The organism is Leifsonia sp. Root4, assembly GCF_001425085.1.
Taxonomy (GTDB): Bacteria; Actinomycetota; Actinomycetes; order Actinomycetales; family Microbacteriaceae; genus Microterricola.
In genome coordinates this window covers 22516-43663 of the sequence record NZ_LMDN01000004.1, presented here as the reverse complement: position 1 = coordinate 43663, position 21148 = coordinate 22516, and the positions used below count along the sequence as shown (strand labels likewise).

The 21148-nt window shown below is 67.6% G+C and carries 22 protein-coding genes and 1 tRNA gene; 12 read left to right on the top strand and 11 right to left on the bottom strand.

The genetic code is table 11. The features are described 5' to 3' along the window. Nucleotides 1–99: 99 nt before the first annotated feature. The 4 genes from ASC66_RS13500 to ASC66_RS13485 all read right to left on the bottom strand — a co-directional run bounded on the left by ASC66_RS13500 (nucleotide 100) and on the right by ASC66_RS13485 (nucleotide 3480). The gene (locus ASC66_RS13500) at nucleotides 100–1335 is read right to left on the bottom strand and encodes a Dyp-type peroxidase (RefSeq protein WP_055840509.1); all 1236 of its coding nucleotides are present in this window, start codon (nucleotides 1333–1335) and stop codon (nucleotides 100–102) included. Continuing rightward, nucleotides 1335–1877, bottom strand: coding sequence for a copper chaperone PCu(A)C (locus ASC66_RS13495; RefSeq protein WP_055841658.1), 543 nt, complete (start codon nucleotides 1875–1877; stop codon nucleotides 1335–1337). The genes ASC66_RS13500 and ASC66_RS13495 overlap by 1 nt, the downstream gene beginning before the upstream one ends. Nucleotides 1878–1920: 43 nt before the next feature. Next, the gene (locus ASC66_RS13490; protein WP_055840507.1) at nucleotides 1921–2541 is read right to left on the bottom strand and encodes a copper resistance CopC family protein; all 621 of its coding nucleotides are present in this window, start codon (nucleotides 2539–2541) and stop codon (nucleotides 1921–1923) included. A 330-nt stretch (nucleotides 2542–2871) separates the two neighbouring features. Continuing rightward, nucleotides 2872–3480: a hypothetical protein gene (locus ASC66_RS13485; protein WP_055840505.1), complete on the bottom strand. Its 609-nt coding sequence runs from the start codon at nucleotides 3478–3480 to the stop codon at nucleotides 2872–2874. A gap of 111 nt (nucleotides 3481–3591) precedes the next feature. Here ASC66_RS13485 and ASC66_RS13480 point away from each other — a divergent pair, with 111 nt between their 5' ends. Next, nucleotides 3592–4548 (top strand): LysR family transcriptional regulator ArgP, encoded by a 957-nt coding sequence (locus tag ASC66_RS13480; RefSeq protein ID WP_055840503.1) that lies wholly within the window; start codon nucleotides 3592–3594, stop codon nucleotides 4546–4548. A gap of 90 nt (nucleotides 4549–4638) precedes the next feature. Here ASC66_RS13480 and ASC66_RS13475 read toward each other — a convergent pair whose 3' ends face one another. Then, nucleotides 4639–5847 carry a pyridoxal phosphate-dependent aminotransferase gene (locus tag ASC66_RS13475; protein ID WP_055840500.1) on the bottom strand — a complete coding sequence of 403 codons (1209 nt, stop codon included), beginning with the start codon at nucleotides 5845–5847 and terminating at the stop codon, nucleotides 4639–4641. Between the two features lie 86 nt (nucleotides 5848–5933). Between ASC66_RS13475 and ASC66_RS13470 the strand changes: the two genes are divergently transcribed. After that, nucleotides 5934–6761: a Pr6Pr family membrane protein gene (locus ASC66_RS13470; RefSeq protein ID WP_157509804.1), complete on the top strand. Its 828-nt coding sequence runs from the start codon at nucleotides 5934–5936 to the stop codon at nucleotides 6759–6761. Here the strand turns inward: ASC66_RS13470 and ASC66_RS13465 are convergent. After that, entirely contained in the window at nucleotides 6658–8139 is a 1482-nt protein-coding gene (locus tag ASC66_RS13465) for a flavin monoamine oxidase family protein (protein ID WP_055840496.1), read from the bottom strand. The two genes, ASC66_RS13470 and ASC66_RS13465, sit on opposite strands and share 104 nt — an antisense overlap. 316 nt (nucleotides 8140–8455) lie before the next feature. On the opposite strand from ASC66_RS13465, the gene ASC66_RS13460 reads away from it, so the two are divergent. The 10 genes from ASC66_RS13460 (at nucleotide 8456) to ASC66_RS13415 (ending at nucleotide 15530) form a co-directional block, all read left to right on the top strand. Continuing rightward, a tRNA-Trp gene (locus ASC66_RS13460) sits at nucleotides 8456–8528 on the top strand. Between the two features lie 69 nt (nucleotides 8529–8597). Then, complete coding sequence (gene secE, locus ASC66_RS13455) at nucleotides 8598–8876, top strand: preprotein translocase subunit SecE (RefSeq protein ID WP_055840494.1); 279 nt, start codon at nucleotides 8598–8600, stop codon at nucleotides 8874–8876. Between the two features lie 100 nt (nucleotides 8877–8976). Further along, complete coding sequence (gene nusG, locus ASC66_RS13450) at nucleotides 8977–9900, top strand: transcription termination/antitermination protein NusG (RefSeq protein WP_055840492.1); 924 nt, start codon at nucleotides 8977–8979, stop codon at nucleotides 9898–9900. A 105-nt stretch (nucleotides 9901–10005) separates the two neighbouring features. After that, the gene (rplK, locus tag ASC66_RS13445) at nucleotides 10006–10434 is read left to right on the top strand and encodes a 50S ribosomal protein L11 (RefSeq protein WP_055840490.1); all 429 of its coding nucleotides are present in this window, start codon (nucleotides 10006–10008) and stop codon (nucleotides 10432–10434) included. A gap of 77 nt (nucleotides 10435–10511) precedes the next feature. Next, nucleotides 10512–11201, top strand: a complete 690-nt coding sequence (rplA, locus tag ASC66_RS13440; protein ID WP_055840488.1) for a 50S ribosomal protein L1 — start codon at nucleotides 10512–10514, stop codon at nucleotides 11199–11201. A gap of 76 nt (nucleotides 11202–11277) precedes the next feature. Further along, on the top strand, nucleotides 11278–11661 hold the full coding sequence (locus ASC66_RS13435; protein WP_055840486.1) for an iron chaperone: 384 nt from the start codon (nucleotides 11278–11280) through the stop codon (nucleotides 11659–11661). 116 nt (nucleotides 11662–11777) lie between these two features. After that, nucleotides 11778–13424, top strand: a complete 1647-nt coding sequence (locus ASC66_RS13430; protein WP_055841655.1) for a LuxR family transcriptional regulator — start codon at nucleotides 11778–11780, stop codon at nucleotides 13422–13424. 98 nt (nucleotides 13425–13522) lie between these two features. Beyond that, the gene (locus ASC66_RS13425; protein ID WP_055840484.1) at nucleotides 13523–13840 is read left to right on the top strand and encodes a hypothetical protein; all 318 of its coding nucleotides are present in this window, start codon (nucleotides 13523–13525) and stop codon (nucleotides 13838–13840) included. After that, nucleotides 13837–14970 (top strand): flavin-containing monooxygenase, encoded by a 1134-nt coding sequence (locus ASC66_RS13420; RefSeq protein WP_055840481.1) that lies wholly within the window; start codon nucleotides 13837–13839, stop codon nucleotides 14968–14970. The genes ASC66_RS13425 and ASC66_RS13420 overlap by 4 nt, the downstream gene beginning before the upstream one ends. Continuing rightward, a complete protein-coding gene (locus ASC66_RS13415) occupies nucleotides 14961–15530 on the top strand; it encodes a methyltransferase family protein (protein WP_082492337.1) in 570 nt (189 codons plus the stop codon). Before ASC66_RS13420 ends, ASC66_RS13415 begins: the two co-directional genes overlap by 10 nt. A 14-nt stretch (nucleotides 15531–15544) precedes the next feature. Here ASC66_RS13415 and ASC66_RS13410 read toward each other — a convergent pair whose 3' ends face one another. From ASC66_RS13410 to ASC66_RS13390, 5 genes are all read right to left on the bottom strand, one after another. Continuing rightward, nucleotides 15545–16912 (bottom strand): NAD-dependent succinate-semialdehyde dehydrogenase, encoded by a 1368-nt coding sequence (locus ASC66_RS13410; RefSeq protein ID WP_055840479.1) that lies wholly within the window; start codon nucleotides 16910–16912, stop codon nucleotides 15545–15547. A 159-nt stretch (nucleotides 16913–17071) separates the two neighbouring features. Then, nucleotides 17072–18154, bottom strand: coding sequence for an ABC transporter ATP-binding protein (locus ASC66_RS13405; RefSeq protein ID WP_055840477.1), 1083 nt, complete (start codon nucleotides 18152–18154; stop codon nucleotides 17072–17074). After that, a complete protein-coding gene (locus tag ASC66_RS13400; protein ID WP_055840475.1) occupies nucleotides 18151–18921 on the bottom strand; it encodes an ABC transporter permease in 771 nt (256 codons plus the stop codon). Before ASC66_RS13400 ends, ASC66_RS13405 begins: the two co-directional genes overlap by 4 nt. Continuing rightward, nucleotides 18914–19828, bottom strand: a complete 915-nt coding sequence (locus ASC66_RS13395; protein WP_200944825.1) for an ABC transporter permease — start codon at nucleotides 19826–19828, stop codon at nucleotides 18914–18916. Before ASC66_RS13395 ends, ASC66_RS13400 begins: the two co-directional genes overlap by 8 nt. 16 nt (nucleotides 19829–19844) lie before the next feature. Further along, nucleotides 19845–20906 (bottom strand): polyamine ABC transporter substrate-binding protein, encoded by a 1062-nt coding sequence (locus ASC66_RS13390; protein ID WP_200944824.1) that lies wholly within the window; start codon nucleotides 20904–20906, stop codon nucleotides 19845–19847. Nucleotides 20907–21148: the final 242 nt, after the last annotated feature.

The window sequence follows — 21148 nt, the reverse complement described above, 5'->3', positions numbered from 1 at the left end:
GATCAACGGTAGATCGCGATCGTCATTCAATCCAGCTCATGATTCTTACGGTGCATTAGCCAGGCTTATCTTTCCCTCCGTTCGCGGTCGGCGCGGTCGTCACGACAGCAGGGTGTCGCCGACGAATCCGGACTCCCGGCATCCGGGTGGGATGGCGAACACCGCCGAGCCGATCGGGGTCGTCCACTCGTTGAGGAGATCCAACTCATCGAGCCGGCGTTGCACCGGCACGAACTGTCGGTCGACGTCGGCCTGATAGGAGACGAACAGCAGCCCGCTGTTGGAGATCTCGCCGCCTGTCGGGGCGGCGTCGTAGTTGTAGCCGCGACGGAAGATGCGCTCATCGGTGTTCTCGGAGCGGGCACGGCGGATGTGGGAGAACTCCGGGATCACGGGAAAGCCGATGCTCGTCGTCGCCGCGAAGTCCGGTTCGTCGTGCTCGCTCGTTCCCGTCAGTGGCGCGCCGGTGGCGAGCGTCCGTCCGACGGACTGCTCGCGCCCTCCACGATCGAGCCGATCCCACTTGTCGAGATCCATCCGGATTCGGCGGATCACGAGGCCGCTCCCCCCGGCGAGCCAGCCCCGCTCGTTCCACACGAGACGGTCGAAGTCGGCTGTGCCCGGAGTCAGGTTGACGGTGCCGTCCACCTGGCCGAAGAGGTTGCGCATCGTCGTGCCGGGCTTCTCGGACCCGTGCGCACGGCGGAACCCGGTCTGGGTCCAGCGCACGGTGGCGAAGCTGCGGGAGTCTTTCAGGAGCATTCGCGCCGCGTGCGCCACCGTGAACGCATCGTCGGCGGCGATCTGCAGCAGCAGGTCGCCGTCGTTCCAGACGGGATCGAGTCGGTCGATCGTGAATGCGGGCAGGGGGCGGAGCCAGCCCGGTCGCGTGTCACCGGCCCCGGCCCGGGCGACGAATTCCGGTCCGAATCCGAACGTGACGGTCAGGCGTGCAGGCACCGTTCCGAGCTCGGGCTCGGAATCGGCCAGTGCCGCCCGCCCTTGCGTCAGCCGTGCGGCGTCATCGCTGAGGATGCGCATCATCCGCTGCAGGGCGTCGCGATCGACTCCGTGCTGCAGGTCCAGCGCGATGAAGGTCGCATGCGCCTGTGGAGCCGTCGTGATGCCCGCTTGATGCACGCCGTAGAACGGGACGGTCGCCGAGCCGTTCACTGACGCGGCGGGTTCTGGCGCTGGCCCATCGGCACCGGGGTTGAGCGCGAGGTCGGCACCGATCGCGGTGGCGGCGCCGAGGCCGGCGACGACCCCTCCGAGGAGGAGTCGACGCCGGCTCAGCCCGCTGCGACCAGAGCCTGAGTTCTGGTCGTCAGCCATCAGTGATCGCCGTCCATCTCCATGTCCATCTCCATGTCGTCACCCTCGTAGCTCTCGTTCGCGCCGGAGTAATCCTTGGCCGGTGCGGTGAAGTCGGCCGTGGACCCGTCGGAGAAGGTGAGCGTGAAGCTGAGCTCGTCTCCCGCCTTGATCGGGTTCGCCAGGCCCATCAGCATGATGTGGTTCCCGCCGGGCTCCAGGCTGAGGCTCTCCCCGGCCGGGATGACGAATCCGCCGTCCTTCTCGCGCATCGTCATCTCGCCCGCCTCGTTCTCGACCGTCTCGTGCAGCTGCAGATCGCTCGACGCGGCGGAGGTCGCCGCAGTGACGGTGACGTCCTCCGAACCGGAGTTCTCAAGCTCGGCGAACGCGGCGGACATGCCGGAGTCGGCGGCCTTGACCCAGGCGTTGTGAACGGAGACGGTCTCGGCGGCGGTCGCCTGCGCGTCGGATGCCGGCGCGGCGCCGGTGGCGCAGCCGGTCAGGGCGATGAGGGCTGCTGCGGCGAGGACCGCGACTCGTGATGTGGTGCGTGCATTCATGGTGGTGCCTTTCTGGTTGTTGTCGTTGTGTGTCTGGCCGCCGTTAGGACGACGGCGTGCCATGGTCGTATGGCTGGGATGGGGCGCGGCGCCGCTTCCAGACGGCCACGGCGGCGAGGACCAGCAGCGCGGCGGCTGCTCCTCCACCGCCGATGAGGATGGGTCGCATGGCGGACCCCGTCTCAGCGGGCGATTCGCCGGCCACCGGTGCCGCGGTCGCTGCGGGAGGCTCAGTGGCCTCCGCGGCTCCCGGCGCGTCCACCGGCTGGACGGCGTCTCCGACGGTGAATGGGATGACGCCGCTGATCGGATGGCCGTCCGCTGACACGACGCGCCAGCGAATCTCGTAGGCGCCGACCGGCATGTCACCGGCCAGCCTCGCGGACACGGTTGGGCCGTCGAGGATCGCGTCCCCGTCCGCCCACGAGGTGCCGTCGGCATCCACGACCACGACGATGGCGCCGATCGTGAGGACATTGTCGGTGAACTGCAGCGACACCTGTTCCGGTGCGGATTCCAGCGCCGCCCCGGCAGGTGGGTCGCTTGCCGCCAGTTGGTCGTGGGCGAAGGCGGGAGCGGCGCCGACAGTGATGCCGAGCAGGCCGAGCAGCAGGGAAGCAAGCGCGATGCCGGCACCCCGCTGTCGGGATCGTGAGAGTTTCACGGGGAGTGTTCCTTTCGAGAGTGGTTCGCCGATGCGTGCCGCGGAGTGGCGCGCGACGGAGCGCGGGCGCGGCAGAGGAACGTGCGTGGGCACGTGGGCACGTGGGAAAGCGCAACAGCGCGACGGTGGGGCGGTGCGACAGGGCCGCAGCGGCGCCGAGGCGCGCGCAATCGGAGCACCGGCACGCGCCGACGCAACGCGGCATACGCAGCGTCGGGAGGGCACGGTCGGCGCGGCCTTCACCCGCAGCCGCTCAGGCGGCGGAGTGGTCGCTCACGTCGGCGGAGTCAGACAGGCGGCCGATGCACCGCCGAGGGTGCCGCGCAGTGGCTAACTGAAAGCGATCGCGGGTGGCCCTCTGCGCGGGGCCGAGCTGGGGAAGACGCCGAATCGCATCTGAGTCGTGACGTCGAAGGCGCGCAGCGTGAGGCTGAGCCGCGGCGGCGTCCCGCCGACCAGCGCCGGAACGATGCGCCGGAGAAGGAAGCAGGTGAACGCGGCCAGCCGTGCGAGAACGGCCTCGCCCGAGTACAACGCGGCGACGGTCAGGATGCCGGCAACGAGGTGGGCGGCCCACATCTGGGTGTCTGAGTGCCCCAGCTGCGCGGCGGGGAGCGCTGCTGCGTCGAGCACAATCGGCATCCCGTGGCCGGCATGTCCAGACATCGAGCCGGCCGCCGGGGCGGACGTCGCTCCCATGCTGAACAGGGTGTGGAACAAGAACTGGCTGACGGCGACCGATGCGGTGAGCCGGGGCACCGAGAGGCGGCGGCCGGCGAGTGCGACGCAGAACGGCAGCGCGAGGATGAGCGGAACGAGTACGCCGAGCAGCCCCGGCATGGCGCCGCCACCGGAGACGTGCGAGAACAGCGCGACGAATGTCGAGAACGAGGCGGCGGCGAGACCCTTCAGGGTCCGCGCTGCGCGATTCGACATCATGACCTCATTCTTGCAGAGCGCGGCATCCGCCCCGGAATCAGCGGGCAGAGGAGAGCTGCAGCATCCGCAGCTGAAGGGCGCCCCTCGCCGACGCCGCACTAGCCTTGCCCTATGCAGCTGCAATCTGACCACCTGCGCACCCTCGCCGCCGTGCTCGACGAGGGCAGCCTGGAGTCCGCCGCCCGCGCGCTCCACGTCACGCCGTCGGCGGTGAGCCAACGCATCAAGGCCCTCGAGCAACAGCTCGGCCGGGTGCTGCTGGTGCGCTCGAAGCCCATCAGGGCCACGGAGTCCGGCGAGCTCGTCATGCGGCTGGCCAGGCAGCTCGAGCAGCTCGAACACGAGACGCTGGCGACGTTGGGCGTCGAGAGCAGCGCCGTCACGCCGGTGACCGTGCCGCTCGCCGTCAACGCCGACTCCCTCGGCACCTGGATCCTGCCGGCGCTGGCGGAGCTCGGCCACACCGAGAATGTGCGCTTCGAGCTGCACCGTGAGGGAGAGGACGACACGGTCGCCCTGCTCGAGGCCGGCACGGTCGTCGCGGCGGTCACCTCGGTGGCGCGCGCCATCCCCGGCTGCGTCGTGCGGCCGCTCGGCGTGATGGAGTATCGCCCGATGGCGTCGCCGGAGTTCGTCGCCCGCTGGTTCCCGAACGGGATGACGCTCGCCGAACTGGCCGTCGCGCCGATGGTCAACTTCGACCGCGCCGACCACATGCAGCACAGCTATCTGCGCGAGCGGGCACTCCGCGACCCGGGTGCCGGTGACGTGTCCGACGCCTCCGCGGACGCCGGCGGGCCACTCCGCCCGCCGAGCCACTACGTGCCGTCGACGGCTGACTTCGCCCGTGCCATCGAGCTCGGACTGGGCTGGGGGATGCTGCCGCCGCTGCAGGTGGGGGAGCGCGTGGCATCCGGTGCGCTCGTCGAACTCGACCAGGCCGGCAGCCTCGGGATCCCGCTGTACTGGCAGCAGTGGCGGCTGGCGTCCGGGCTGCTCACCCGCGTTGCCGACGCGATCGAGGCCGCCGCCCGCGACACGCTGAGCCAAGCGCCATCCGCACGCTAAAAGGAAAAAGCGAGGTTGCAAGGACGGTTCTGGGGAACTCGTCCTTGCAACCTCGCTAGTTCCTTATTCGGACTCTACGAGATGCGGATGCTACGACGCGAAGAGTCGCTGCAGGCGCTGCACGCCCTCGAGCAGCGGTGCGTCGCCGAGCGCATAGCTCAGGCGCACGAAACCGCTCGGGCCGAAGGCCTCACCGGGAACGACGGCGACCTCGGCCTGGTCCAGGATCAGATCGGCCAGCTCGAGCGAGGTCGTCGGCGTGACGCCGCCCCAGGTGCGACCGAGCAGGCCGGTCACGTCGGGGTACACGTAGAAGGCGCCCTCCGGCGTCGGCACGTGCATGCCGTCGATCTTCGACAGCTCGGCGACGATCAGCTTGCGGCGGCGGTCGAAGGCCTCGCGCATGGAGGCGACGGCATCCTGCGGCCCGGTCAGCGCCTCGATGGCTGCGCGCTGGGAGATGTTCGACACATTCGAGCTGAGGTGCGACTGCAGGTTGCCCGCGCCCTTGATGGCGTCGGCCGGGCCGACCATCCATCCCACGCGCCAGCCCGTCATGGCGTAGGTCTTGGCGACACCGTTGACGAGGATGGTGCGGTCGGCGAGCTCCGGCACGGCCTCGACGATCGACACCGCCTTGACGCCGTCGTAGGTGAGGTTCTGGTAGATCTCATCGCTGATCACCCAGAGGTCGTTCTCCAGCGCCCACTGGCCGATCTCGCGGGTCTGCTCCGGCGAGTAGACGGCGCCGGTCGGGTTGGAGGGCGAGACGAAGAGCAGCACCTTGGTGCGCGGGGTGCGCGCGGCCTCGAGCTGCTCGACGGTCACGAGGTAGTTCTGCTCGCTGCCGGCGAAGACGTCGACCTGACGGCCACCGGCCAGCTTGATGGCCTCCGGGTACGTGGTCCAGTACGGCGTGGGAACGAGCACCTCGTCGCCGTCATCGAGGAGGGTCTGGAAGGCCTGGTAGACGGCCTGCTTGCCGCCGTTGGTCACGATCACCTGGCTGGCGTTCACGGCGAGACCCGAGTCGCGCAGCGTCTTCGCTGCGATCGCCTCACGCAGTTCCGGCAGACCGGCCGCCGGCGTGTAGCGGTAGTTCTTGGGGTCGCGCACCGCGGCCAGTGCGGCCTCGACGATGTGCTCGGGGGTGGCGAAATCGGGCTCACCGGCGGCGTAGCTGATCACCGGGCGGCCCTCGGCCTGCAGGGCCTTGGCCTTGGCGTCAACGTTGAGGGTCGCCGATTCGGCGATGGCGGCAATACGGGCTGAGATACGCGCTTTTTCGGTCACAGCCATAGCCTAAAGGGTGGCGCAGTCCCATGACAGAGCGCGACGTGCCCTCCCCGTCCACGCCACCGCCCGGCACGGCGTAGCGTTGAAGCATGCACCCCCGTGCTTCTGCGCCCCCGAACCCCACAGCGGGTCGGCTGGGCCCGGAGGCACCGGCATCCGAGCCGCAGAGCGCCGGAGTGAGCGCTCCGCACCGCCTGCGCAGGGGGCTCGGCGTCTACCGCCTGGCCATTGCCGCGCTCGAGCTCATCGCCCTCTACGGCAACTTCAATTACGTGCTCGGCTTCTCATCGTTCGCGACCGTCAACTTCTTCAGCTACTTCACGATCCAGTCGGCGATCCTCGCGGTCATCATGCTCACCGCCGCCGGTGTGACGGCGCTCACCCGGCCGCGGGACCCGCAGTGGCTCGGCATCGTGCGCACGGTCGTCATGTGTTACCTGCTGGTCTCCGGCATCGTCTTCGCCGTGATCGTGGCGCAGGCCTCGACCCGTGCCTACCGCGTCGACGTTCCCTGGTCAGACACGCTGCTGCACTTCGTGGTGCCGGTGTTGGCCCTGATCGCCTGGGTCGTCGACGCGGTGATCAGCCCCCGCACCTCGCCGATGCCGTGGTCGACGCTCGGCTGGGTGTTGCCATTCCCGACGCTCTGGCTCGTGTTCACGCTGATCCGTGGGGCGGATGTCGGCTGGTACCCGTACTTCTTCCTCGACCCGGCGCAGGTCGGTGGCGCCGTCGGCATAGCCCTCTACTGCGCGCTCGTGCTCGGCATCTTCCTGGCCGTGACCGCGCTGCTCGTCGCGGTGAGCCGCACGATCACGGCGCGGGCGTCGGCCCGTCGGTTGCGGCGGGAGCACCCGGGCCGGGAGCCATCGGATCCGGCGCGAACGGGCGCAGGCTCTCCAACACCACAGCGCTGAACTCGGCATCGCTGAGGGCGGCGAGCTCGGCCGCGCGCTCAGCCGCAATCGTGCCGACCAGGATCGCCTCGCCGGTGAGCGGCTGCAGATTCGTCCAGTAGGCGATGGGGCTGTCGGTGGCGATCGTGCTGAGCGTTGTGGCATCCGTCGCCCAGAACGCCTCGTCGAACTGCAGCCACACGCTGTCGACGGTGCCCATTCCGATGCCGGCGATCGCGTCGAGTTTCCACCCGGGCAGTGGCGGCTCGAACAGCGTGCTCTCCTGCTGCAGCACCCCGAGCGGGATCGTCACGAGCACGCGGTCGGCGCTCATCGACTCACCCTGCGCCAGACGCAGGCTCACCCCGTCGTCGCCCCAGATCACCGTGGCGACCGGGCTGCCGATCAGGATGTCGAGGCCATCGGCCGTGGCATCGACGAGGCCGCCGAGGCCATCCGGTGATCCGGTCACGATCGCGGCCTCCGCGGCGCTGCCGGCGAGGAGGCGCTCGCTCAGACGGGCCGACACGAGACCGGCCGCTGCGCCGGCGGAGGGTTCCAGTGCCACGGTGAGTTCATGCGCGAGCCAGTCGGTCTGGGCGATGCCGTCGGCGGCTGGCTCGCCCGACAGCACCGCGGCTGCCCCGGAGTCGATCAGTGCCGCCGCGAGCGAGCTGTCCTCCGGCTGCTGCGCGGCCCACGCGCTCGCGCTCGTCACCGCGTTCGCCCCGGCATCGGAGGGTGGGATGACGTCGCCGCCGGCCGCACGCACCTCCGGGGTCTGCGTGAACGGTTCGGTGCTCACACCCGCCAGCGACAGCTGCCCGGCGAGCACGCTGGAGCTCTCGCTCACGAACAGCGAGCCGAGCTCGAGCGGGATCGGCCACTTCGGGTCGGTCACGCTCTGAATGCGCCCGCCGATCCGGTCCCGCGCCTCGACGACAACGACCTCGAAGCCCGCCTCACGCAGCGCCCGTGCCGCCGTCAGCCCGGCGATTCCCGCGCCGATCACCGCGATGCGTTCGCCGCGTTCTGCGGCATCCGTGATCTCCAGAGCGGCGCGCAGGCCGGAGCCGAGGGCACCGTGCACTGTTCCCGGCGCATCGCTGGCCGTCGCCTCGCCCGCGAAGTAGAGCCGGTCGCTGAGCGAGCGGCGCAGCAGCGTGCGCTGCTCATCGCCACTGTCGACGGACGGAAAGCTGAGCGCGCCGCGCGAGAACGGGTCGCCGCCCCAATTCGAGCGGGCCATCCGCAGCGGCTGGGGCACGCCGCTCGGCGGCGTCGGAGTGGGTGTGTGACTCGGCGAGAGGGTGGGGCTCGGCTGGGTCGGGAAGCACGCGGTGAGGGCCAGCAGGGTGATGCCGGATGCGGAGGCGATCAGAAAGCTGCGACGTTTCATCGGTGGGCGCCGCTGGCGCGCTCCTCTCCTTAGCCTGATGCGAGCCGACTCGCCCGTGCTGCACGGTGTACTGGTGTGGCGGCGGCGCACGCTCACAACGCTACTCCACAGGCCCCGATCCGCTCAGCTTTACAGTGCCGTCGCGGTGACCTACACTTGGTGAGGTTGTTGAATCCGCCAAGCTTTTTTGCGCCTATTTTCGTGCCGATCCCTGGTCGGCGTGATTCGGTGCGAACGCGCTTCGTGGCTGCGACCGGTAGAATGGCTGATGTGGTCGCTCGCAGGAATGCGGGTGGCGTACAGCAGGAAAGCCCTTAGGGCGGTGGCTCAATTGGTAGAGCAGCGGTCTCCAAAACCGCAGGTTGCAGGTTCGAGTCCTGTCCGCCCTGCAAGTCGGTGTTCATGCACCGGCCCACGAAAACCAGCTGGCGAGAGCGGGCTGGGAAAGGTGAGATCAGGTGGCCCGAAAAGTTATCGACGAACAACCCAGTGAGGATGTCGTCGCGAACGCCAAGAAAGACCGCGAGACCAAACGCGGACCTTTCGCGCGGGTCAGCCTCTTCATCAAGCAGGTCATCGCTGAGCTCAAGAAGGTCGTCACTCCGACCCGTAAGGAATTGCTCAGCTACACCGGTGTCGTGCTGGTGTTCGTCGTCATCATGATGGCTCTGGTGTCTGGCCTTGACTGGGTGTTCGCACTCGGTGTCACGTGGGTCTTCGGTTCACCGGCGGGATAGTTCCGATGGGCGCCTGGTGCCTTTGCGAACGCGGTTCTGCCGCATCCGCCTGAACATCGGGCAACAGCGAGCAACGCAATACACGAAGGATTGAGATTTAGTGTCTAAGACTGAGTACGAAGACGCCGACTGGGCGACGGCTGCCGAGCAGTCCGCCGAGGAAGACGAGGCGCAGGAGGGCAACACGCTCGCCGAGGCCGAGGAGTCTGTCGAGTCTGCTGAGCACCTCGCCGTTCACGTTGTCGACGACGGCGACGTTGTCGTCGACCTCGATGCCGCCCTCGACGCTCTCGCCGAGTCGATCGATCCAGAGGCCGACGCCATCGTGGATGACGCACTCGACATCGACTCCGCCGACGAGGCCGAGGCCGCCGCGGAAGCCGTCGAAGACGAAGAGGCCGAGGCCGACCCGTACGAGGAGTTCCGTCAGGACCTGCGCTTCCTGCCAGGCAAGTGGTACGTCATCCACTCCTACGCCGGCTTCGAGCGCCGCGTAAAGCAGAACATCGAGAACCGCAAGGCGTCGATGGCCATGGAAGATTACATCTACCAGGTCGAGGTGCCGATGGAAGATGTCGTCGAGATCAAGAACGGCCAGCGCAAGATGGTCACCCGTGTTCGCATCCCCGGCTACGTGCTGGTGCGCATGGATCTGAACGAGGACAGCTGGTCTGTCGTCCGTCACACCCCCGGTGTCACCGGCTTCGTCGGCAACGCCCACAACCCGACGCCGCTGCGCTTCGAAGAGGCCTTCGGCATGCTGAAGAGCCTGGTTGAGATCAAGGACGTTCCCGCCGCCAAGGGTGGCAAGGGCGGCGCGGTCAAGGGCGCGCAGCGCGTGCTGCAGGCCGAGGTCGACTTCGAGATCGGCGAGACGATCACCATCAAGGAAGGCTCCTTCGCGGGCCTGCCCGGTTCGATCAGCGAGATCAAGCCGGAGAGCGGCAAGCTCACCGTGCTCGTCTCCCTCTTCGAGCGTGAGACCCCGGTCGAGCTCAGCTTCGACCAGGTCACCAAGCTCTAACACCTCTGGCCTCACGGCCCCAACAAACCACCGTCGCTCGGACAGTCCGGGCGAACGGGAGAGTGCTCCGGCTACCGGAGCGTTCGATAAGAAAGAAGGAAGACAATGGCACCGAAGAAGAAGGTTACTGGTCTGATCAAGCTTCAGATCAAGGCCGGCGCCGCAAACCCCGCCCCGCCCATCGGCCCGGCCCTGGGTCAGCACGGCGTGAACATCATGGAGTTCTGCAAGGCGTACAACGCGGCGACCGAGGCCCAGCGCGGCAACGTCATCCCCGTTGAGATCACCGTGTACGAGGACCGCTCGTTCACCTTCATCCTGAAGACCCCGCCCGCCGCGGAGCTCATCAAGAAGGCCGCCGGCGTCGCGAAGGGTTCGGGTACCCCCCACACCGTCAAGGTTGCCAACCTCTCGCAGGCACAGGTTCGTGAGATCGCTGAGGCCAAGATGGTTGACCTCAACGCCAACGACATCGAGGCTGCCTCGAAGATCATCGCCGGCACCGCTCGCTCGATGGGCATCACGGTCTCCTAAGCAGGGGCCCTCCAACACTTTCACCCGTGGCAGCGCCCGCCAGGCGCAGATGACCACATTCTCTCAAGGAGAAAAACATGGCACAGAAGTCAAAGGCCTACCGGGCCGCGGCCGAGAAGATCGAAGCCGACAAGTTCTACACCCCCACCGAGGCAGTCACGCTCGCCAAGGAGACCGGTTCCGCCAAGTTCAACAGCACGGTTGAGGTTGCCCTCAAGCTTGGTGTTGACCCCCGCAAGGCAGACCAGATGGTGCGCGGCACCGTCATCCTGCCCCACGGTACCGGCAAGACCGCCCGCGTCATCGTGTTCGCAACGGGCCCCGCAGCCGAGGCAGCTCTTGCTGCCGGCGCTGACGAGGTCGGCGGCGACGAGCTGATCGAGAAGGTGGCCGCTGGTTACACCAACTTCGACTCCGCCGTCTCCACCCCCGAGCTCATGGGCAAGGTCGGTCGTCTCGGTAAGGTCCTCGGACCGCGTGGCCTCATGCCGAACCCGAAGACCGGAACCGTGACGCCGGACGTGGCCAAGGCCGTCTCCGACATCAAGGGTGGAAAGATCGAGTTCCGCGTCGACAAGCACTCCAACGTGCACTTCGTCGTGGGCAAGGCCGGCTTCACCGCCGAGCAGCTCGACGAGAACATCAAGGCCGCTCTCGAAGAGATCGTCCGCCTGAAGCCGTCGAGCTCGAAGGGCCGCTACATCCAGAAGGGTGCAGTGTCGACCACGTTCGGCCCCGGCATCCCGCTGGACGTCAACGCCATCTAGTTCTGCGTTTCTCGAAAAGGGCCCGTGTTCGCACGGGCCCTTTTTGCATGCCGCCGCCTGTGCGACGATGAAACCCATGAGCACGGACGAGAACGCCACCACCGTCACCGACTACCTCGCATCCATCGACAACGACGCCGATCGCGCCGCCCTTGAGCGCGTGCTCGACATCGCACGCGACGTGGCGCCCGAGGTGACCCAGGGCATGAGCTACGGGATGCCGACGCTGCTGTACCGCGGCAAGGGTTACGCCGCCGCCATGCAGACCAAGGCGCACCTGGCGCTCTACCCGTTCAGCGGGAGCGTGCTGCCGGCGTTCGAGGCCGATCTTTCCGATTTCTCGCACAGCATCAGCGCCCTTCGATTCGGGGCGACGACCCCGGTTCCGGCCGATCTTCTGCGGCGCATCTTCGAGCTGCGCAAAGAGCAGATTGACGCCCAGCTCGCCCGCAAACGCTAGCGCGCCTCACGGGCTCAGGCCGCTTGTGCGCACGAAATCACAGAGCTAGCGTGGAGAGTGGCTGACGGGCGCTGAGCGCCACTCGGTGCCGCATGCGCTCGTGGCCGGAAGGCATCATGAGTTCCTCCGTCGCCGTGGAGCGGGGGCGCACCGCATTCGGCGCCCACCGATGGAGCGATGCGTTCACCGCCCTGGCGGAGGCGGACCGGGACGGCTCGTTGCCCGCGCACGACCTCGAACGCCTGTCGACCGCGGCACTGCTCACGGGGCAGGAAACCGTCGGAATCGACGCGGCTACGAGGGCCCACGAGGAATTCCTTGCGCATGACGAGGTTGTCGATGCCGCCCGTTCGGCCGCGTGGATTGGGATGTTCCTCACGACGCGCGGTGATGTCGCGCGCGGCGGCGGCTGGTTGGCACGAGCTCAGCGGCTGGTTCGGGAGAGCGGGGTGGCAAACCCTGTCGCCGGCCTTCTGCTGGTTCCCGAGGGTTTCGGTGCGCTCGAATCCGGAGACATCGACGGGGCGGGGCGTGCGTTCCAGGCAGCCTGGGACGTGGCTGTCGGATTCCACGACCACGATGTTCTCGCTCTCTCCCAACTCGGGCAGGGACAGGTGAAGATCTGCCTCGGACAACTGGGCGACGGATTGGCGCTTTTCGACGAGGCGATGGTGGCGGTGACAGCGGGGGAGATCTCGCCTGTCGCCTCCGGCATCATCTACTGCGCGGTGATTGGAAGCTGCCGGCTGGCATTCGACCTGCGGCGGGCACAAGAGTGGACGATGGCGCTCGACCACTGGTGCAATGATCGGCCGGACATGATCCTCTTCAGCGGGATGTGCCACGTGCATCGCGCGCAGCTCTATGCGCTGCACGGCGCGTGGAGCGATGCCTTCGAAGCCGCGCGAGCAGCCCAAGACCGTGCGCAGCGGGGGGACTGGAACGCCACATTCGACGCGCTGTACGAGCAGGGCGAAGTGCAGCGCCTCCGCGGCGAACTCGATGCCGCCGAGGAGTCCTACCGGCTCGCCCATCAGACGGGCTTCGAGCCAGAGCCGGGGCTTGCGCTGCTTCGCCTGGCGCAGGGCAAGCCGCGGCAGGCACAATCCCTGCTCCGACGTGCGGCCAGTCTCGCAGACCCGGCGTCCCGACGCGGCATGCTGGCTGCACTCGTCGAGATCGAACTCGCGGCCGGAGACGTCGCCGCCGCCAGAATGATTGCGGACGAGTTCGCGGTCGTCACACCGAGCGGGGCCATGCCCATGCTCGAGGCCATCGCGAGTCAGTGCGATGGTGCCGTGCTCATCGCGGAGGGAGACGCCGCAGCCGCGTTGCCGCAGCTCCGCCGCGCATGGATGCAGTGGCAGCAGCTCGATGCGCCATATGAAGCGGCGCGCTGTCGGGTGCTCGCCGCGTCTGCGTGCCGGGCCCTCGGCGACGAGGAACTCGCTGCGATGGAGTTCGAAGCAGCTCAGATCGTCTTCATGGAGCTCGGGGCACTGTCGGAGCTCGCCGCGCTGGACGCGTTGTCCGGGGTCGAGCACGGAGCGGCCGCCAGCCCCCTGACCGTGCGGGAAGTCGAGGTTGTGCGCCTCGTGGCCGACGGGCTGACCAATCGCGCCATCGCCGCAGCGCTCTTCCTCAGCGAGAAGACGGTGGCCAGGCACCTCAGCAATGTGTTTGCGAAACTCGGCATCTCGTCACGGGCGGCCGCGACGGCGTACGCCTACGAGCAGGGCCTCGTCGAGCACCGGCTCCCCTAGTGCGAGTGCTCTCTGAACAGAATTACCCATGCCGCACCCCGCGAAATGGACAGTTCGTCCGACGAGCACGGCCGGCCGACCTTCGTAGCGTTGGCCACATGAACCTTCCACTGCTTGCCGGAGCAATCTCCACCGTGCTCTTCGCCGTGAGCTACCTGCCCATGCTGGCGAAGGCGGTGCACACCCGGGATCTCTCGTCATACAGCCTGGTCAACATCGCGACCACGAACGTTGCCAATGGCCTGTACTCCGTCTACGTGTTCAGCCTCCCCATCGGTCCGATCTGGTTCCTGCACGGCTTCTACCTCCTTGCATCCGCGTTGATGCTCGTCTGGTTCATCCGCTTCCGGGCCTCCGATAATCGAGGCTTCATCGTCGACCGCAGCCGCGGGATCGACGTGCGGGCACTGGCATGAACGCCACCCGGTCCGCTGACGTCACCACCGTCGACACAGTCGTCATCGGGGGAGGGCAGGCGGGGCTGGCGATCGGCTACTTCCTGGCGAAACAGGGTCGGGACTTCGTCATTCTGGACACTCACGAGCGCATCGGCGACGCGTGGCGGCTGCGCTGGGACTCGCTGAGGCTGTTCACTCCGGCGAAGTACGACGGGCTCCCCGGGATGCGGTTCCCCGGTGACCGGCTGGGATTCCCCACCAAGGACGAGGTCGCCGACTACCTCGAGTCGTACGCCGCACGGTTTCAGCTGCCGGTGCAAACCGGCGTGCGGGTGGACCGAGTCCGATTCGAAGACGGCTGCTTCATCGCGACCGCGGACGGCCATCGATGGGAGTCGAACAACGTTGTGTTGACGACCGGCGGACAGCACGCGCCGAAGGTGCCGGAGTTCGCCGCGCGGCTTGCCCCCGACATCGTCCAGTTGCACTCCAGTGGCTATCGGAATCCGGCGCAGCTGCCAACCGGCCCGACCCTCGTCGTCGGAGTCGGCAACTCCGGAGCCGAGATTGCACGGGAGCTCATCCAGACCCTCCCGACCTCGCTCGCAGGCAAGGCCGCCGGCGAGCTCCCGATTCACCACGGTCGGGCGGCGGCGCGTTTCGCCTTGCCGGTTGTGCGCTTCCTCGGCCTGCACGTGTTGACCCTCCGCACGCCGCTCGGGCGTCAGGCCCTGGCAACGCTGGGCGTTCATGCCGATCCGCTCATTCGCACCAAAGTGAGGGATCTCGCAGATGCCGGGGTCTCCCTTGTCCCGCGTGTGACGGGAGTGCGGGACGGCAGGCCAGTGCTCGCAGACGGGCGGGTGTGTGAGGTGTCGAGCGTGATCTGGTGCACGGGTTACCGCAACGAGTTCGACTGGGTGGAGGTTCCGGCGTTCGATGAGGAGGGCCGGCCGCGCCACCACCGCGGCGTTGTCCGGTCGGTGCCGGGGCTGTACGTCCTCGGTCAGGAGCTTCTCTTCGCCGCGGTGTCGGCGACCCTCCCCGGGATCGGTCGGGATGCCGCCTACCTGGCCCGGCAGCTCGCCGCCGGAGCGCGCTCGCCTGAGCATCGGCGAGTGGCCGCGCGGGAGTCGCAATGGGCCTAGTTCGTCTCCTGCAGAACGTGCCCGTCCCGCCGGCTCAGGCCGTCGGGCTCGTGGCCGGCGTCGCCCTTGAGCGCCTCCGGCCGGCGCGGCTGCCCGGGCCGTCGCCACTGCACAGGGCGACAGGACTGGCCCTCGTGGCGATGGGGTGCACTGTGATCCTGATGGCGCTGACGGAGCGGCGGCGGCGGACCGACGGCGCGTTCGAGATGGAACGACCGCAATCGTTGGTGACGACGGGTCCGTACGCCTTCAGCCGTCATCCGATGTACGCCGGTTGGTGGCTCGCCCACCTCGGACTCGGGATGACCCGGGGGTCAGCGTGGATATTCGCCACGGTGCCGCTGGCAGCTCTGGCGGACCACCGTGGCGTGCTCTCGGAGGAACGCGAACTGGTCAGGATGTTCGGCCGCGAGTATGAGGAGTATGCGGAGCGGACGCCGCGCTATCTCTTCGTGCGGGCGCACCGCAGCCCGTCAGCCGGCAGCGCGTTTGCGGATGCCGGCACGAAAACGGCCCCGGGACGCCGGGATTCCGGAGTCTCGGGGCCGCGTATCCGCTGACTCGCTGCGCCAGCTCAGCCGATGCGGATCATCTTCTTGTTGACGAACTCGTCGGCCCCGAAGCGGCCGAGCTCGCGGCCGGAACCGGAACGCTTGACGCCGCCGAATGGCAACTCGGCGCCGTCGGCCGCGACGACGTTGATGAACACCATGCCGGCCTCGATGCCGTCAGCCACGCGGAGCGCCTGCTCCGGGTCGGTGGTGAAGACGAAGGAGCCGAGCCCGAATGGGGTGTCGTTGGCGAGCTCGATCGCCTCGGCCTCGGTGGCGACGCGGTAGACCGAGGCGACGGGGCCGAAGAACTCCTCGTGGTAGACGTCGTTGCCGGGGGTGATGTCGGTGAGCACGGTCGCCGGGAAGTAGGTGCCGTTGCGCGGGGCCCCCGCCACGAGAGTCGCGCCCTGGGCGACGGCACGGTCGAGCTGGTCCTGCAGACCGTCGGCGGCCTTGGCCGAGGAGAGCGGACCGAGATTCGTGCCCTCCGCCATGGGGTCGCCGGGCGCGGATGCCGTGAACGCCGCCGTGAACTTGGTGAGGAACTCGTCGTAGAGCTCGTCGATGACGATGAAACGCTTGGCGGCGTTGCAGGCCTGGCCGTTGTTGTCGATGCGGGCGAGGACGGCGGCCTCGACGGTGGCATCGAGGTCGTCGGTGCTGAGCAGGATGAACGGGTCGGACCCGCCGAGTTCGAGCACGACCTTCTTCAGGTGGCGGCCGGCGATCTCTGCCACTGCGGCCCCGGCGCGCTCAGAGCCGGTCAGCGAGACACCCTGGACGCGCGGGTCCGCAATGATGGTGGCGATCTGCTCGTGCGAGGCATAGACGTTCACGTAGGCGCCGACGGGGAAGCCCGCGTCGAGGAAGATCTGCTCGATGGCCGCGGCGGATTCCGGGCACTGCTCTGCGTGCTTGAGCAGGATGGTGTTGCCGACGATCAGATTCGGAGCGGCGAAGCGGGCGACCTGGTAGTACGGGAAGTTCCACGGCATGATGCCGAGCAGCACACCGAGCGAGCGGCGACGAATCAGGGCGGAGCCCTCGCCGGCGAGCAGAGTGATCGGCTCGTCGGCCATCAGTGATTCGGCGTTGTCGGCGTAGTACTCGAAGATGTAGGCGGCGAAGTCCACCTCGCCGAGCGCCTGCTCGAGCGGCTTGCCCATCTCGCGCACGATGATCTCGGCGAGGGTGTCGCGACGCTCGAGGTGCAACTCGGCGACACGGCGGACCAGCGCCGCGCGCTCGGCGACAGTCGAACTCCGTGACCAACCGCGGTGCGCGGCATCCGCACTGTCGATCGCGGCCGCAAGGTCCGCGTCCGTGATGGTCGGGTAGCTCTTGACGGTCTCGCCCGTCGCCGGGTTGATTACTGCATACGCGCTCATGGGTTCCTCTCAACCGCTACGGCATCGCACGACTCGAGGCGAGCAGCGATGCACACGTGCGTCCAGCTTATGGGCAAGGTGCGCCGGGGTGAATGGACATGGTGGCAGATTGCAGCCCCGAATTCGACAGCCGGGCGATGCTGCCGCGCGGTGGAACGCTCAGGCGACGGGTGCCTCTGCGGACCCGGGGTTCGCGACGACGACCGCCCGAATCCGGTCGTAGCTGAGCCCGACCCGCTCGCCCCGCTCCGCGACATGGGCCGCGTGCACGGTGCAGCTGATCGGGCGGGGGAGCCCGGGCACCGTGACCGAGACGGTGGAGGAACCGCCGAGGAAGAAGGTGTCGACGACGGTTCCCTCGATCGCCCCGTCGGTGCCCGCGATCCGCACATCCTCCGGGCGGAGGACGAGGGTCACCGGGTCACCGGAGGCGAAGGCGTGCGCGGCGGGCAGGAAGCCGATCTCCGGCGTCGTGATGCCGCCGGCCACCGCCGTTCCGTCGATCAGATTCGCCGAGCCGATGAAATTGGCGACGAAGCGTGTCGAGGGGCTCGAGTAGAGCCCGACCGGGCTGTCGAGCTGCTCGATCGCGCCCCGATTCAGGACGGCGACACGGTCGGCCATCGACATCGCCTCCTCCTGATCGTGGGTGACGACGACGAAGGTCATGCCGACCTCGTGCTGCATCCGCTTGAGCTCGAGCTGCATCTCTGCGCGCACCTTGCGGTCGAGTGCAGACAGAGGCTCGTCGAGCAGGAGAAGTCGGGGGCGTTTCACGAGCGCCCTGGCCAAAGCGACCCGCTGGCGTTGACCGCCGGAGAGTTTCGCCGGGCGGCGTCGCTCGAACTCGGAGAGCCCGATGATGTCGAGCATCTCGCCGACCCGACGTCGGATCTCGGCCTTCTCGACACCGTCGGCCTCGAGCCCGTATGCGATGTTCTGGGCGACGGTCATGTGCGGGAACAGGGCGTAGGACTGGAACATCATGTTGATCGGCCGGCGGTGCGCCGGGCGCGAGGTCAGATCGTCGCCGTCGAGCAGGATGCTCCCCGCACTCGGCGTTTCGAAGCCGGCGATCGCGCGCAGCAGGGTTGTCTTGCCGCAGCCGGAGGGGCCGAGCAGGGCGAAGAACTCGTTGTCGGCGATCGACAGCGAGATGTCTCTCAGAGCGGCCACCTCTCCATAACTGTGGCTGAGGCCACGGATGTCGAGGAGGGGCGCGGTGGTCGTGGTCGTGCTCATAGGGAATCCGTCACTCGGGTCAGGCGTTGCGCACCGATCACGGTGAGAACGCTCACGAACAGCAACATGGTCGCGAGGGCGTTGACCTCGGGGGTGACGCCGAAGCGGACCATGGAATAGATGGCGATGGGCAGGGTCGGCGTGGTCGGCGCCGCCGTGAAGAACGCCATCACGAACTCGTCCAGCGAGAGCGTGAACGAGAGCAGGGCGCCGGCCACGATGCCCGGCGCGAGCTGGGGCAGGGTGACCCTCATGAACGTCCGCACCGCTCCGGCGCCGAGATCCTGCGAGGCCTCCTCCAGATTCGGGTCCATATTGGCCAGGCGGGCCAACACGATCGCCGTGACGAACGCCATGGCGAAGGTGACGTGCGCGATCACGACCGAGTGCAGCCCGAGCGTGACACCGAGCAGCGAGAACAGGCTGAGCAGGCCGATCGCGAGCAGTAGATCCGGCAGCAGCGCCGGAGCGATCGCGAATGCGCGCACCAGGCCGCCGCGCGTGTAGCGGTGGATGCCGACCGCCAGCAGCGTGCCGAGCGCGGTCGCGAGCAGGGTCACCAGGGTCGCGACGATGAGCGTATTGCGCAGGCCCGTCATGATCGCCTCGTCGGCGAAGACGGCCGGGTACCACTCCAGCGAGAATCCGCGCCAGACGAAGAGGTTCGACGAGGAGTTGAAGGACATGATCACGACGACGAGGATCGGCAGATAGAGGAAGAGGTAGGTGAGCCAGAACGGCAGTTTGATCAGCCGGGAGTTACGCACGCTTCGCCACCTTCCTCTCGGCCGGACCCTCTGTCAGCCGACGGGATGCCCGCTGCTGCGCGAAGAGCAACAGCAACAGCATGATCGTCAGAACGAGGGCGATCGCAGCGCCGAACGGCCAGTCGCGCGCCTTCAGGAATTGATCGCGTACGAGGTTGCCGATGAGCACCGTCTTTCCTCCACCGAGCAGCTCGGGGATGACGAAGTTGCCCATCGCCGGCACGAACACGAATACGCAACCGGTGAGCACGCCGGGGATCGAGAGTGGGAAGGTGACCGTGCGGAACACCCGCCACGGACTCGCTCCGAGATTCGTCGCCGCCTCGGCCAGCTGGGCATCTTGCGCAGACAGCGAGGAGTAGAGCGGCAGAACCATGAGCGGAAGATACATGTAGAGCAGGCCGACGACGACGGCCGGCTGCGTATAGAGCAGTGTGAGCGGTTCGTCGATGATGCCGACCGCTTGCAGGCCCTGGTTGATCCAGCCCGCGTTGTTCAGCAGCAGGATCCAGGCGTAGGTGCGGATCAGGAAGTTCGTCCAGAACGGCAGCAACACCGCGACCAGGGCGATGGTGCGCCACTTCGCGGGCAGGCGCGTGATCACGAGGGCCGTCGGGTAGCCGAGAAGCAGCGCCAACAGTGTGACGATCAGGCCGATCCCCACCGAGGTGGCGATGACCTTGAGGTAGAGCGGGTCGGCGAGACGGGCGAAGTTGTCGAGGGTGAAGATGAACTGCACTCCGCCGAAGCGGCCGCGGGTGAAGAAGGCGTAGCTGGTGATCAGCAGGATCGGCACGGCCACGAAGAGGCCGAGCATGAGCATGCCGGGGGCGAGAAAGGGCGTGGGCGCCCACCTCCGGCGCGACCCGCGAGGGGCGGCGCCGGAGGGGGCGGTGTCGGACGTCACGAAGCCGTGCCCGTTCCTAGCCGGCGGCCATGATCTCGGTGGCCAGCTTCGTGTACTCCGGGCTGAACTCCCCGAGGTCCACGATGGTCTCCTGCTCGAGCAGCTCGGCGGGGGACATGCCGAGGTTCGGGTAGGCGGCGATCACGGCCGGGTCGACGAGGGCCATTGCGGCCTCGTTGGGAACCTTGTACAGGATGTTCTCGGCCACCCAGGACTGCACGTCGGCCTCGAGGATGTAGTTCACGAAGGCCATCGCGGCCTCCTTGTTCTTCGAGCTCTTCAGCACGGTCATGGTGTCGACCCAGAGGTCGCTGCCCTCCTCCGGCACGACGAACTCGATGTTCGGGTCCTCGGCGATGCCGTAGTTGCACCATCCGTCCCACGCCTCCGTCATCGACGCCTCCCCGGAGACGAGCTTCGTGTAGAAGGTCGTGTCGTCGAAGGCGAGCAGGGTGTCCTTGGTGCTCAGCATCTGCTCCTTGACCGCTTCAAGGTCGTCGGGGTTCGTCGAGTTGACCGAGAGGCCCATCGCCTTCAGTGCAGGCAACGCCATCCAACGCTCCGTCGAGAGCATGGTCGTCTTTCCGACGAGCTCCGGTGCCGGCTCGAGCAGGTCGTTCCATGACGTCGGAGCGGTCGGGACAAGGTCGGATCGGTAGCAGAGGCCCGTCGTGCCCCACGCGTACGGCATCGAGAAGGTGTTGCCCGGGTCGTAGGCGAGTTCTTGGGCCTCTGCGTACAGGTTCTCCTCGTTCGGGATGAGCTCCTCGTCGAGCGGCTGCAGCAGCCCGGCCTCGTTCAGGGCCTGTGCATACTGTCCGGAGACGAAGGCGACGTCGATGCCGGAGTCGCCACCGGCGGTGAGCTTGCCCATGACCTCCTCATTGGTCGCGTGGTTGACGATCGTGATCGGGATGCCGGTGGCTGCCTCGAAGGTCTCGGCGAGGTCTTCGGGATAGTAGTCGGCCCACACGCTGACGACGAGACTCTGCTCGGTGACGTCGGCGTCCGGGTCGAGCTCGGCGCTCTCGGATCCGGCGGAGCATGAAGCGAGAGCCAGCGTTGCGACGGTTGCCATCGCAAGCAGCGAAGCTTTCCTGTAATGCATGGTGCCTCCACAGTGTCGGGAATGCGTCGCGTCCACGTTGATCGCGACCCGCGCCAGCGGTGCGTCGTGGCGTGTGAGTAAAGTATGGGCGCGACGCGCGGTGTGATCAACAGTTTTTATGTAACGGTTTTGCGCATCGAGCAAATAACTGCGAGCAAGCTTGCTCATATGCGTTGACTTCTCGGCCGGAATGGATAGTGTGAAATCCCGGC